Source organism: Neorhizobium tunisiense, from assembly GCF_039631515.1.
Taxonomy (GTDB): Bacteria; Pseudomonadota; Alphaproteobacteria; order Rhizobiales; family Rhizobiaceae; genus Neorhizobium.
Genome location: NZ_JBDIUU010000012.1, coordinates 7,501 through 20,364 on the forward strand (window position 1 = coordinate 7,501; position 12,864 = coordinate 20,364).

A 12,864-nucleotide genomic window follows, 5' to 3' on the forward strand; every position below is an offset into this window, starting at 1 on the left:
CCGGCGCCATCCTTGCCTATCGCCATGCGACCGCGCAGGTTTCCAGCTGATGACCGGAGCGCAGGAGGCGGGTCCGATCACCAGAGACCTGCCCAGACTTCCCGTCACCGACGTGCTGAGCAGCATAATGGATGCGCTGCAGGGCACGCGGGCCGTGCTCTCGGCGCCGCCGGGGGCCGGCAAGACGACGCTGGTGCCGCTGGCGCTGCTCGATCAGGCGTGGTGCGCGGGAAAGATCATACTGCTCGAACCACGTCGGCTGGCGGCGCGCGCGGCGGCCTCCCGCATGGCGTCGTTGCTCGGCGAGCAGGTGGGCGAGCGGGTGGGATACCGGATGCGGCTCGACAACAAGGTCTCGGCAAAGACCCGGATCGAGGTGGTGACCGAGGGCGTTTTCGCGCGGATGATTCTTGACGACCCGGAGCTTTCCGGCATCTCGGCCGTCATTTTCGACGAATTCCACGAGCGGTCGCTCGATGCGGATTTCGGCCTGGCGCTGGCGCTCGATGTGCAGTCGGCGCTGCGCGACGATCTGAGGATCGTCGTCATGTCGGCGACCCTGGATGTGGAGCGCGTCGCAGGGCTGCTTGGCGAACCGCCCGTCATCAAGAGCGAAGGCCGGACATTCCCCATCGATATCCGGCATCGCGACCGGGCGCCGAATGAGCGGATCGAAGACGCGATGACGCGGGCGATCGTCGAGGCGCATTCGAACGAAACCGGCTCGATCCTCGCCTTCCTGCCGGGACAGGCGGAAATCCAGCGGACCGCCGAGCGGCTCGCGGGCCGTTTCGGGCCGGAAACCGTGGTGGTGCCGCTTTACGGCAATCTTTCCCAGAAGGAACAGGATCTGGCGATCCGGCCGGCGCCTGCCGGTCAGCGCAAGATCGTGCTGGCCACGTCGATCGCCGAAACCTCCATTACTATAGACGGCGTGCGGATCGTCATCGACAGCGGGCAACAGCGCCTGCCGGTGTTCGAGCCCTCGACCGGGATCACCCGGCTGGAGACGGTGCGTGTTTCTCGCGCCTCTGCGGATCAGCGGGCCGGTCGTGCCGGACGAACCGAACCCGGTATCGCGATGCGCCTCTGGCATCCGGGGCAGACGGCGGCGCTGCAGGCTTTCACCCCGCCCCAGATTCTGGCGAGCGATCTTTCCGGCCTGGTTCTCGATCTTGCGCACTGGGGCGTGCAGGATCCGAAGGGGCTTGCCTTTCTCGATCCGCCGCCCGGGCCGGCCTTCAATGAGGCAAAGGTGCTGCTCAGCCAGCTCGGCGCGCTCGACCCTCAGGGCGGATTGACGGAAAAGGGCCGGCTGATGCGTGAACTGGCGCTTCCGCCCAGGTTGTCGGCCATGGCGATTTCCGCAGCGGAGGAAGGTTTCGGCAGGCAGGCCTGCCTGCTTTCTGTGCTCCTGACCGAACAGGGGCTCGGCGGCAGCGATATCGATCTCGACGAACGGCTGCGACGGTTCCGCAACGAACGCGGAGAGAGGGCGGATGCGGCACGTAAACTGGCGGATCGGATCTTTTCAAACCTGCCGAAGCGCTCGCAATCGACGGAGACGGTTCTGGCGGGGCGTCTCCTTCTGCATGCCTATCCGGACCGGATCGCGCTGCAGCGTGGCGGGCGCGGGCGTTTCGTAATGGCCAACGGGCGCGGGGCGGAACTGCAGGAAACCGAGCGGCTGGCGGCAGCGCAGATGCTGGTCATCGCCGACCTCACCGGGCGGGCGGCGCAGGCGCGCATTCTCGCTGCTGCGGAAATCAGCCGGGCGGATGTGGAAGTCGAGCTTTCCGGCGCGATCCGCGAGAGCGACGAATGTTTCTTCGACCGGGCGAGCCGGCAGGTGCGAGCCCGCAAGGTGACGCGGCTCGGCGCCATCATTTTAGAGGAAAGGCCGATGCCCCGGCCGAGTGGCGAACGGGCCGCACAGGCGCTTGCGGACGGCGTGCGGGAACTGGGGCTTCAGGTCCTGCCGTTCTCCAAGGAAGGTGCGCAGCTTCGCGACCGGATTGGTTTCCTCAACCGGTCGATCGGCGAGCCCTGGCCTGATATGAGCGACGAGGCGTTGCTCGCGCGGCTCGACGACTGGTTCGTTCCGTTCCAGGGCAGCGCATCGGGCATCGACACCATCAATCCCGGCATCCTTTCGGAAGGCCTGCGGTCGCTCATCCCGCACGAGGTTTCCCAGGATCTCAATAAGCTGGCGCCGACGCACTTCGAGGCGCCGACCGGCGAGCGGCATCCGATCCGCTACGACGGCGAGGAGCCGGTCCTGGCGATCCGGGTGCAGGAACTGTTCGGGCTGAAGAAACACCCGGCGATTGCCGGCGGCAAGCTGCCGCTGCTTCTCGAACTCACCTCGCCGGCGCATCGGCCTATCCAGACGACACGGGACCTGCCCGGCTTCTGGGCCGGTTCATGGAAGGATGTGCGGGCGGAAATGCGCGGCCGCTATCCGAAACACCCGTGGCCGGAGGACCCGGCCGGAGCTGCGCCGACGACACGTGCCAAACCGCGCGGGACGTGACAGAATGCCGCCTGCGACCTGAAGCCGGGCCGGTTTATGAAGGCGACCGCAAGTCACTTGTATAAGGTAAAGAGCAGACGGTGAGCGTAGACAGTCCTTCAGTGCGTTTTGCGCAATTCGGCCCCTCCAGCCGGCGGATCCGACTTCAGACGCTGGTGCGGCTTCGCTGGCTTGCGGTCGCCGGCCAGACGATTACCGTGGTCATCGTCGGGCTGCTGCTGCAGTTTCCGTTGCCTCTTCAGGAAGCAGCCATTCTGGTCGGGGCGCTTGCGGCCGCAAATCTTGTGTTGTCGGCCTGGTTTCCGCCGACCCACCGGCTTGGCCCGAAATCGGCGCTGGCGCTGCTCGGTTTCGACCTCTTACAGATGGCCGCGCTCCTGTTCATCACCGGCGGCCTTGCCAATCCCTTTGCGCCGCTGATCTGCGTGCCGGTGATCATCGCCTTCGCTTCTCAGCCGTTGCGCCATTCGCTTGTCCTGATCGTCTTTGCGCTCATCTGCACCACCGTGCTCGCCTTTTCACCCTATCCGGTGCCCTGGTATGAGGGCGAGCCGCTCCGGATCCAGCCGGTCATGCAGCTCGGCGTCTGGTGTTCGATCGCCTCGATGATGATGTTCGCCGCCTTCTATGCCTATCGCGTCAGCCACGAGGCCACGCTGCTCGCCGACGCGCTGGCGGCGACCGAACTGGTCCTGGAGCGGGAAAAACATCTTTCGCAGCTCGACGGGCTGGCCGCCGCCGCCGCCCATGAGCTGGGCACTCCGCTTGCAACCATCAGCGTCGTCGCCAAGGAGATGGAGCGCGAGCTCGGTCCCGACGATCGATTCCGCGAGGATGTGCTGCTACTGCGAAGCCAGAGCGAACGCTGCCGCGACATTCTTCGCCGGCTCACCTCGCTTTCCGCCGAGAGCGAGGAGCATATGCGCCGGCTGCCTCTTTCCTCCCTGGTCGAGGAGGTCGTGGCGCCGCATCGGCAATTCGGCATCGAGATCGAACTCGTCGAGAAGAACGACCGAACCAACGAACCGGTCGGCAACCGCAATGCCGGCATTATATATGGGCTCGGCAACCTGATCGAAAACGCCGTCGATTATGCCGGAAGCAAGGTGATCGTCACGGTCGAGCATGATGTCGAGCGGGTGGCGATCACCATCGAGGACGACGGCCAGGGTTATGCGCCGGATATTCTTTCGCGGATCGGCGAACCCTATATGACGAAGAGACCCAAGGAAGACGAGCGGGCCGGTGGACTTGGCCTCGGCCTCTTCATCGCCAAGACGCTGCTCGAACGGTCCGGCGCCTCGATCCGCTTCGGCAACCGCGACAGCGGCGAACCGGGCGCCTGCATCCATATCGAATGGCCGCGCTCGGTAATGGAAGCGCAGGACTTGAAGTGAGCCGGTCGGCCGGCCGATGATCATGAAAAGGCAAGCGGGCCTTTTGAAACCCGCGGAGAAAAAAGAGATGGAAACACACCCGGAACCGATCAAGGTTCATGCCGACCCCGAACTCGGGCCAGACCCGTCGCTGCTGATCGTCGATGATGACGGCCCGTTCCTGCGGCGGCTGGCCCGCGCGATGGAGACCCGCGGCTTCCTGGTCGACACGGCGGAGTCCGTCGCGGAAGGCATCGCCAAGACGAAGGCGCGGCCGCCGAAATATGCGGTGGTGGACCTGCGCCTCGGCGACGGCAACGGGCTCGATGTGATCGAGGCGATCCGCCAGAGCCGCGAGGATACCAAGGTGATCGTACTGACCGGCTACGGCAATATTGCCACCGCGGTCACGGCCGTGAAGCTCGGTGCGCTCGATTATCTCGCCAAGCCCGCCGATGCCGACGACATTTTTGGCGCGCTGACGCAGCGGCCGGGCGAGCGGGCGGACGTGCCGGAAAATCCAATGTCGGCGGATCGCGTGCGCTGGGAACATATCCAGCGGGTCTATGAGATGTGCGAGCGCAACGTGTCGGAGACGGCCCGCCGGCTCAACATGCATCGCCGGACGCTGCAGCGCATCCTCGCCAAGCGCGCGCCGAAATAATCAGCCGCCATCGTTCCCGGCATCATCGAACGTGTTGCCGGTCGCCCATTCCGCCAGCATCAGGCGCTGGGCGGCCGCGCGGGAAAAGTTCAGCGTCATCGCCTTGCGGGTGGCGGGCGGCAGTCTGTGTTCCCGTGCGTCTCGCAGCAGATGCCCGCCATAACCGTCCGAGAGGAAAAGGCCGCAATCCTCCGGGAAGATGTCGAGCGGCACATCCTTGTGCGTGGCGAAAAACAGCCGGTCGCAAAAATAACGGTATTCCGGCCACTTGCGATCGATGCGAAAGTCCTCGATCGACGTCTTGATCTCGATGATCCAGATCTCGCCCTTTTCCGAAATGGTCACCAGATCGGCGCGCCTTCCGCTCGACAGCACGAGTTCCGGCAAAATCGCATGCCGCATGTCGTGCAGCAGGATCTGGACGCCCTTGCGCACCAGCATGGCGCGAGCCGACTGACGGCCATCTATTAATGGATTATTACTGGCAAGGTTGAGTATAGTCATAGAATCCCGAAAACTGCTTCCATGATGTTGCAAAAACGCCATGGCCTTTTTCAATCATGCGCCGGCTCTGTTTTGATGCGCTGCAGCGCTTGCCAAGCGCAGTTTAATCGAAAATAACCCGTCATCAAAGATGGGCCGGACGCCCGTCTAAATCGATTCGTTTATCCAAGAGATCTCCATGCGCTTTCGCACTAGCATGCTCGCACTCGGCTTGTTGGCAACTGCTGCCTTGGCCGGTTGCGCCTCCACGATTCCCGGCGGCGGCACCCAGGTGGCCACGACTTCCTATACCGAACAGATATTCACCGACTCCTATGGCTCGGTGAGAGACGCCGGCTATACGCTTCCGGCGATCCCGATCAACAAGGTGGACAAGCAGTACGTCCGCCAGATCGTCAGCTATCAGACCAGCGAAAAGCCCGGCACGATCGTCGTCAACACGCGCGAACGCCATCTCTACTACATCCTGCCGAACGGCAAGGCGATGCGCTACGGCATCGGCGTCGGCAAGCAGGGCTTTGCCTGGTCCGGAACGGCTTACGTCGCCTGGAAACAGGAATGGCCGACCTGGCATCCGCCGAAGGAAATGGCAGGCCGTCGTCCCGACGTTGCCAAATACGTCGAAGACGGCATGGGGCCTGGCCTCAGCAACCCGCTCGGTGCGCGCGCCATGTACCTGTTCAACGAAAAGGGCCAGGATACGCTCTTCCGTCTGCACGGCACGCCGGAATGGAACTCGATCGGCACCGCCGCTTCGTCGGGCTGCATCCGCCTGATCAACCAGGATGTCATCGACCTCTACAGCCGCGTCCGTCCGGGCCGCGAAACCAAGGTCGTGGTGATCCAGTAATCGCTACATTCGACGAGAATACGAAAAGGCCGCCGAGAGACCTCTCCGGCGGCCTTTTCCTTGTCCGACCCCCTGCTCGCCGATCAGCCGGCAAGCCTGGCCTTGAGCTCGAGCCTTCGGCGGTGGAGCACCGGTTCGGTATAACCGTTCGGCTGCTCGCGGCCCTTGAGCACCAGATCGAGCGCAGCCTGGAAGGCAACGGAGCCTTCGAAGTCCCTGGCCATCGGCATGTAGAGCGGATCGCCGGCATTCTGGCCATCGACGACGCCCGCCATGCGCTTCATCGTCTCGACGATCTGCTCTTCCGTGACCAGCTTGTGATAGAGCCAGTTCGCCATGTGCTGGGCGGAAATGCGCAGCGTTGCACGGTCTTCCATCAGGCCGACATTGTTGATGTCCGGCACCTTGGAGCAACCGACGCCCTGGTCGATCCAGCGGACGACGTAGCCGAGGATGCCTTGCGCATTGTTGTCGAGCTCGCGCTGGATTTCCTCCTGAGTCCAGTTCGGCCGCACGGCCACCGGCACGGAGAGGATATCCGACAGCTTTGCCCGGGTGCGGCTCTTCAGGCCTGCCTGGACGGCGGCGACGTCGACCTTGTGATAGTGGGTGGCGTGCAGCGTGGCCGCTGTCGGCGACGGAACCCAGGCGGTGTTGGCGCCGGCCTTCGGATGGGCGATCTTCTGCTCCAGCATCGCCGCCATCATGTCCGGCATCGCCCACATGCCCTTGCCGATCTGCGCATGGCCGGACAGGCCGCATTCGAGGCCGATATCGACGTTCCAGTTCTCGTAGGCCGCAATCCAGGCCGCCTGTTTCATGTCGCCCTTGCGGATCATCGGGCCGGCTTCCATGGACGTATGGATTTCGTCGCCGGTGCGGTCGAGGAAGCCGGTATTGATGAAGACCACGCGTTCGCGTGCCTCGCGGATGCAGGCCTTGAGGTTGATCGTGGTGCGGCGCTCCTCGTCCATGATGCCCATCTTCATGGAATTGGTCGGCAGGCCGAGCGCCTGTTCGACACGGCTGAAGATCTCGCAGGCGAAGCCGACCTCTTCCGGGCCATGCATCTTCGGTTTCACCACATACATGGAGCCGGTCCGTGAATTCTGGCGGCGTCCGTTGGGGCCGATGTCGTGGATGGCGATCAGGGCCGTGACCATCGCATCCATGATGCCTTCCGGAACCTCCCGGCCCTCGTTGTCCAACACTGCCGGATTGGTCATCAGGTGGCCGACATTGCGGATCAGCATCAGCGAGCGGCGCTTGACCGTGACATCGCCGCCGGCAGGCGCCTTGAAGGCGGTATCCGGATTGAGCCTGCGGATGAAGGACTTGCCGCCCTTCGAAACCTCTTCCTGGAGGTCGCCGTTCATCAGGCCGAGCCAGTTGCGGTAGACGACGACCTTGTCCTCGGCATCGACGGCGGCGATCGAATCCTCGCAGTCCATGATCGCGGTGATCGCCGATTCCAGCCAGACATCCGAAATTTTGGCCGGATCGTCCTTGCCGATCGCCGTCGTGGCATCGATGTGGATTTCGATATGCAGGCCGTTCTTGTTCAGAAGCAGGTGGGTTGGCTTCGCCGGCTCGCCAAGATAGCCGGCAAACTGGGCCGGATCGGCGAGATTGACCGTCTTGCCGTCCTGGGCTGCGGCGGCCAGCTTGCCGCCGGTGACGACGAAGGAGGTGACATCGGTCCAGCTTGCACCGGAAAGCGGCACCGACTGGTCGAGGAAATCACGCGCCCAGGCGATCACCTTTGCGCCGCGGACCGGATTATAGCCTTTGCCCTTTTCGGCGCCGTCCGTGTCGGGAATGGCATCGGTGCCGTAAAGCGCGTCGTAGAGCGAACCCCAGCGGGCATTGGCGGCATTCAGCGCGTAACGGGCATTCATGACGGGTACGACGAGCTGCGGCCCGGCGATCTCGGCAATTTCCGGATCGACCTTGTCGGTCGAAACCGTGAAGTCCGGACCTTCCGGCAGGAGGTAACCGATGTCGCGCAGGAAGGCTTCATAGAGGGCCAGGTCGCTCGGCGCACCGTTCCTGCGATACCAGTCGTCGAGCTTTGCCTGGAAGGCGTCGCGCTTGGCGAGCAGGTCGCGGTTCTTCGGCGCCAGATCATGGACGATCTTCGAAAACTCGGAAAAGAACCGGTTGGCATCGACACCCGTGCCCGGCAGCGCTTCCTTCACCAGGAAGTCGTGGAGCTTCTCGTCGATCGCGAGACCATTTTTTTCGATACGAGCCATCGGTTCCTCCGAATTTTTCACGTCGCCGACTGTCTTTGTTAGCGAGCAAAATTGCAATTGCACAGATATTGAATGACTTATGCCGTAGCAGAAATAATCCTGGCCGTTAGCCGCTATTTCCGGCCCGGATCGAGGGAATGCCGCTCCCAATAAGGTGTCGGCCCATAGAGTTCCGCCAGATATTCAATGAACACCCGGACCTTCGAGGGAAGATGCCGTCGGCTTGGATAGACCGCCGAGACCGAGACATTTTTGGAGCCTTCGTATCCGGGCATCACGCTCACCAAACGCCCGTCCTTGAGTTCGTTGCCGATATCCCACGTCGATCGCAAGGCGATACCGAGCCCGGCGATCACCGCTTCGCGGATGACCTCGCTCGAATTGGTATTCAGCCTTCCAGCCGGTCGGTAGACCAGCGGGCCTTTGGGCCCTTCGAGCCTCCAGGGTTCGCCATTATGGGCCGTCAGGCAATGATGGTTCGCCAGTTCCTCGATGCTTGTCGGCGCGCCATACCGCTCGACATAGGAGGGAGAGGCACAGAGGATGCGGCGGACCTGAACGAGTTTACGGGCGACAAGGCTCGAATCCTTCAGTTCGGATATCCGGATCGCCACGTCGAACCCCTGGGCGATGATGTCCGTGAATTCGTCCGACAGCATCAGATCGATGGAGAGATGCGGGTTAGTCTGCATAAAGGACGGGAGATGCGGCGCGATGTGCATTCGCCCGAACGAGGTCGGCGCGGAGATGCGCAGATTGCCTGCAATCTCGGTCGACCGGCCGGAGACGAATTGCTCGGCATCTTCAATGCCGGTCAGGATATTGGCGATCCGATCGTAAAAACCCTTGCCGGCATCGGTCATTCCGACCTGGCGGGTGGTGCGCTGCAGGAGGCGTGTCCCTAGCTGCTCCTCCAGCCGCTTGATACGCTTCGAAACCACCGCCGGGGAAATGCCAAGGCTCTTTGCCGCCGCCGACATGTTGCCGCTGGCCGCCACTTTGACGAAGATTTCCAGATCGGCAAGATTGGTGATCACTGTAATTTTTTCCCGGCTGGAATAAATACCAGCCTGTTTACGCCCTTTTGAACAGTCCTGAAAGGTGGCCGCACCAAGCGTCGAGGAACACGGGCTGGTTAAGCCGCCTGGAAAACGGCGATCCTCGGCCGACCGACGGCAACGGCGGTGATCCGCGCCTCGACGAACTTTCGCGAGCCTTCGATTTCCGGCGCATCCAGTTCTTCCGAGACCGTCACGATCGCGTCCCCGGCGCCATCCGCTTTCGCCTGAGCGAGCGCAGCGGTAATTGCACGCTCTCGGGCGATGGTCAGCGCTTCCGCTTCGCCGGCGACCGAAATTCGCCCGCCCGCTCCGGACCCAATGAATCGGCCCTCTTCCGGGGAAGTGACAACAACGGTAACGCTGGCACGGACCTGGCCAACCACCGCCCCAATGGCATTCGCGACATCGGCATCGGCCGGAATGACCGACTGCGCGCCCAGCATATCCGCGACCGCCGGATAATAGACCGGTGCCGAGGCGCCGAGCCCGATCAGCGGGCGATCCAATGCAACGGAAAACCGGGCGATGCCGGGCACCCGTTTCAGGGCCCGATCGACGGCCAGCGAAACCGCGGGATCGATGGCTTCGGCGCCGTCTTCGGCGAGACAGGCGGCGAGCACGGCCTCGGAGGACTGCCGTGTCAGCCGGCTCACGATCTTCTGAGCCAAGTCTTCCGGGGACGCGGCGATCTCGCGCCCCGCGCCGTCCTTGCGCCGGGCGGCGAGCTCCAGTCCAAGCCTCGCAGCCTCCCCGCACCATTGGCCCTGGCGGCCGAGCACGTGCAGCGCATCGGAAGGAGTGATGCCGCAGAGATGCACCAGCCCTCTTCCGACCAGCCGATCGAGAACCGCCCTTTGCGAATTCATCGTCAGGAGCTCGTTGAGCGAAACCGGCACGCTAGCGATGCGGGCAAAAAGCGCCTGCTCCGGCGGCTGCAGGCCCTGGGCCATTACATCCGGCACACCGGTTCGCACCGCAAAGCGGCCGTCGTGTCGTCCGGCATGGGTGGCGCGCAGCTGCTTTTCCAGCGTCGACAGAATGACCTCGCCATGCGCGACCGCGGCTAGGCTCAGCGGCAGAAGCCGGCGCGGACCGAGCGTGAGACGGGCTTCGAGGCCGCGGTCGTCGATATGGACCTCGGAATCGCCGCCGAGCCCGTAGGTGCGCAGCGCCACGGCCTCCACCATCGTGCGATGGCCGCCGACGACGGCGCCTTCTTCCGCCAGTTTTGGCCGCCCGCCATCGAGAACCGCAACATCCGTGGTGGTGCCGCCGATGTCGGACACCACCGCCTGGTCGAGCTCGGTCAGGAAACGCGCTCCGACAAGGCTTGCGGCGGGGCCGGAGAGGATGGTCTCGATCGGCCGCAGCCGGGCCTCGGCAGCCGAGATCAGCGCACCATCGCCACGCACCACCATCATCGGGGCCGCGATGCCGCGCGCGGTCAGAAAGCCCTCGCAGGATCCGACGAGCCGGTCGATGATCGACACCAGCCGGGCGTTCAGAAGCGTGGTCAAGGCGCGGCGCGGCCCGCCGAGTTTCGACGAAAGCTCATGGCTGCAGGTGACCGGCAGATGCGAAAGCGCGCGAATGCGGTCCCTCACCCGGATCTCGTGAGCCGGATTCCGGACGGCGAAATAACCGGCGACCGCAAAGGACGAGACCGTTCCCGCGAGCGCCGGCATGGCCGTTTCCAGGGCCGCCATGTCGAGCGGTGCCTCGTTGCCGTGCACGTCATGGCCTCCGGGCAGAAAGATCACCGGATCGTTTCCGAGCGCCTCGGCAAGCCCACCCCGCGTCAGATCCTCTTCGCTGAAGCCTACCATGATCAGGGCGGCCCGACCGCCCTGCCCCTCGACCAGCGCATTGGTGGCAAGCGTGGTCGAGAGCGAAACAAGGCCGATTGCGGAGGTGGGTGCTGCGCTTTTCTCCAGAACCGCGTCGACGGCACCGGCAATGCCGACCGCCAAGTCATGGCGCGTCGTCAGCGATTTCGCCTTGGCGACGACGCCTTGGCCCTCCCGGAACAGCACAGCATCCGTATAGGTGCCGCCGGTATCAATCCCGAGAAGGAGAGGGCCGGAAGAAGAAGAAAAAGCCACGCGAAAATCCTGAAGATCGGTCCATCGGATCTATAGCGATCAATAGCGTATGGCGGGCCAAGGTCAATTCACCAGCGGAGACCTCTCATGTCGCGGAGTGACCCGCATCAGCAGGCCATCGCGCGGCTGGGTGGTCAGTTTCTGGACCGGCCAGACCTTGGTCTCAGGTGTAACGTCGAAACGATAGCGGCTCATCAGCACCGCAAGCGCGATCACCGCTTCCTGCAGGGCAAAGGTCGCGCCGATGCAGGTGCGCGGGCCGGCGCCGAAAGGCAGATACTGGAAGCGGTTCAGCTTGCCGCGATTTTCAGGCAGAAAACGCTCGGGCATGAAGGCGCGCGGCTTGTCCCAATAAAGTTCGTGTCGGTGCAGCGTCCAGGGCATGACCAGCACGGTCACGCCGGCGTCGATCCTCACCGTCTTGCCTTCCGGGCTCGTCCAGCTGTCGTCGCTGATCGCTTCGCGGTTGATCGACGGCGCCGGCGGATAGAGCCGCAATGCCTCTTCGAACGCCGCCCGCACCCAGGGCATCAGCTCCAGCCATTCGACCGGATCGGCGCCGGTCGCCAGTACGCGGTCGATCTCTTCTTCCATGTTCTGCCGCACCGGCGGCGACTCCGCGACGCAATAGAGCGTCCAGGCCAGCGCCCGGGCCGTCGTCTCGTGGCCTGCGCCAATGAAGGTGAGGATATTGTCCTCGATCTCGCCCATGGTCAGCCCGTCGGGACCGGCAAGCTGCAGCAGCAGCGTCAGGAAATCCTGCGGCACATTGTCGGGATGTTCGCGCATCCGCTCCTGCCGCATAAGCATGGTTTCGGCAACCACGCGCCGGAACTTGTCGAGGATCCGCCTGCCGCCGATGCGGGTGACGCGCGGCACCCAGGACGGCGCCCGCAGCATATCCATCGGGTCGATCCGGCCCATGCGATGCAGAAGCTGGTCGACATCGTCGGCAACGGTCTCCTTGTTGCCGGCGATCTCGCCGGAAAACAGGGTTTCGGCGAGGATGGCATAGGTCAGTTCGGTCATATCGACGGAAATATCGCGAACCGCGCCGGCGGCGCCGGCCTCGGCATATTTCCTTGAGAACTCCTCTACCTGGCTCAGCATCTGGCCGGCAAAACCGCGGGAATGCTTTGGCGTGAAAACTGGCGCCATCGCCTTGCGGCAGCGTTTCCAGACCTCGCCTTCCGCAGTCAGCAGGCCGTCCCGGAGGATCGGGCGAAGGACGAGCTGGCGGATTTCCGACATCTCGTAGTTGCTGACATTGTCCACCAGGATATGCCGGATAAGCCCGGGATGATTGACGATCAGGGTCCGTTCCTTGAAGAACTTCGTCTCGAACCAGGGCAGCGTATAGGAAACCTTGCCCCAGAGCTCCAGCGGATTACGGAGCGCAGTCCAGATGACCTCGATCGGGTTCAGCAGCCGATCCCGATGCGGAGGTGCCGGCGGAACGAAGGGTTCGGGGCGGATGTCCATGGACAGCCCTCCTCAGGGGTTTCCTATGGAGGGAATA

General features: G+C 63.6%; 10 protein-coding genes (1 of these 10 only partly in view). 5 read left to right on the plus strand and 5 right to left on the minus strand.

Annotated features, from left to right (window positions below; genetic code table 11):
* The 4 genes from lhpI to ABCW43_RS27065 all read left to right on the plus strand — a co-directional run.
* A protein-coding gene (lhpI, locus tag ABCW43_RS27050) for a bifunctional Delta(1)-pyrroline-2-carboxylate/Delta(1)-piperideine-2-carboxylate reductase (RefSeq protein ID WP_345930303.1) crosses the window boundary here: on the plus strand, positions 1–50 show its 3' portion. It extends 904 nt beyond the left edge of the window; 50 of the gene's 954 nt are visible here — the last part of the coding sequence; its start codon lies off the left edge, out of view; it ends in the stop codon at positions 48–50.
* On the plus strand, positions 50–2,533 hold the full coding sequence (gene hrpB, locus ABCW43_RS27055; RefSeq protein ID WP_345930305.1) for an ATP-dependent helicase HrpB: 2,484 nt from the start codon (positions 50–52) through the stop codon (positions 2,531–2,533). The genes lhpI and hrpB overlap by 1 nt, the downstream gene beginning before the upstream one ends.
* 80 nt (positions 2,534–2,613) lie before the next feature.
* Positions 2,614–3,930: an ActS/PrrB/RegB family redox-sensitive histidine kinase gene (locus ABCW43_RS27060; RefSeq protein ID WP_345930307.1), complete on the plus strand. Its 1,317-nt coding sequence runs from the start codon at positions 2,614–2,616 to the stop codon at positions 3,928–3,930.
* A 67-nt stretch (positions 3,931–3,997) separates the two neighbouring features.
* Positions 3,998–4,573 (plus strand): ActR/PrrA/RegA family redox response regulator transcription factor, encoded by a 576-nt coding sequence (locus ABCW43_RS27065; protein ID WP_306875082.1) that lies wholly within the window; start codon positions 3,998–4,000, stop codon positions 4,571–4,573.
* Here ABCW43_RS27065 and ABCW43_RS27070 read toward each other — a convergent pair whose 3' ends face one another.
* A complete protein-coding gene (locus tag ABCW43_RS27070) occupies positions 4,574–5,077 on the minus strand; it encodes an MmcB family DNA repair protein (protein WP_345930310.1) in 504 nt (167 codons plus the stop codon).
* A 178-nt stretch (positions 5,078–5,255) separates the two neighbouring features.
* Between ABCW43_RS27070 and ABCW43_RS27075 the strand changes: the two genes are divergently transcribed.
* Entirely contained in the window at positions 5,256–5,927 is a 672-nt protein-coding gene (locus tag ABCW43_RS27075) for a L,D-transpeptidase (protein ID WP_345930312.1), read from the plus strand.
* 83 nt (positions 5,928–6,010) lie between these two features.
* On the opposite strand, the gene ABCW43_RS27080 is transcribed toward ABCW43_RS27075, so the two are convergent.
* The 4 genes from ABCW43_RS27080 to ABCW43_RS27095 form a co-directional block, all read right to left on the minus strand.
* Complete coding sequence (locus ABCW43_RS27080) at positions 6,011–8,182, minus strand: malate synthase G (RefSeq protein WP_345930314.1); 2,172 nt, start codon at positions 8,180–8,182, stop codon at positions 6,011–6,013.
* A 113-nt stretch (positions 8,183–8,295) separates the two neighbouring features.
* Positions 8,296–9,216 (minus strand): LysR family transcriptional regulator, encoded by a 921-nt coding sequence (locus ABCW43_RS27085; RefSeq protein WP_345930602.1) that lies wholly within the window; start codon positions 9,214–9,216, stop codon positions 8,296–8,298.
* Between the two features lie 101 nt (positions 9,217–9,317).
* A complete protein-coding gene (locus ABCW43_RS27090) occupies positions 9,318–11,345 on the minus strand; it encodes a hydantoinase/oxoprolinase N-terminal domain-containing protein (protein WP_345930316.1) in 2,028 nt (675 codons plus the stop codon).
* A gap of 63 nt (positions 11,346–11,408) precedes the next feature.
* Complete coding sequence (locus ABCW43_RS27095) at positions 11,409–12,827, minus strand: cytochrome P450 (RefSeq protein WP_345930318.1); 1,419 nt, start codon at positions 12,825–12,827, stop codon at positions 11,409–11,411.
* Between the last annotated feature and the right edge of the window lie 37 nt (positions 12,828–12,864).

Coding starts and splice junctions, on each gene's coding strand:
- ABCW43_RS27095 (WP_345930318.1), bottom strand. CDS start 12,827: ATGGACATCCGCCCCGAACCCTTCGTTCCGCCGGCACCTCCGCATCGG.
- ABCW43_RS27065 (WP_306875082.1), top strand. CDS start 3,998: ATGGAAACACACCCGGAACCGATCAAGGTTCATGCCGACCCCGAACTC.
- hrpB (WP_345930305.1), top strand. CDS start 50: ATGACCGGAGCGCAGGAGGCGGGTCCGATCACCAGAGACCTGCCCAGA.
- ABCW43_RS27070 (WP_345930310.1), bottom strand. CDS start 5,077: ATGACTATACTCAACCTTGCCAGTAATAATCCATTAATAGATGGCCGT.
- ABCW43_RS27075 (WP_345930312.1), top strand. CDS start 5,256: ATGCGCTTTCGCACTAGCATGCTCGCACTCGGCTTGTTGGCAACTGCT.
- ABCW43_RS27080 (WP_345930314.1), bottom strand. CDS start 8,182: ATGGCTCGTATCGAAAAAAATGGTCTCGCGATCGACGAGAAGCTCCAC.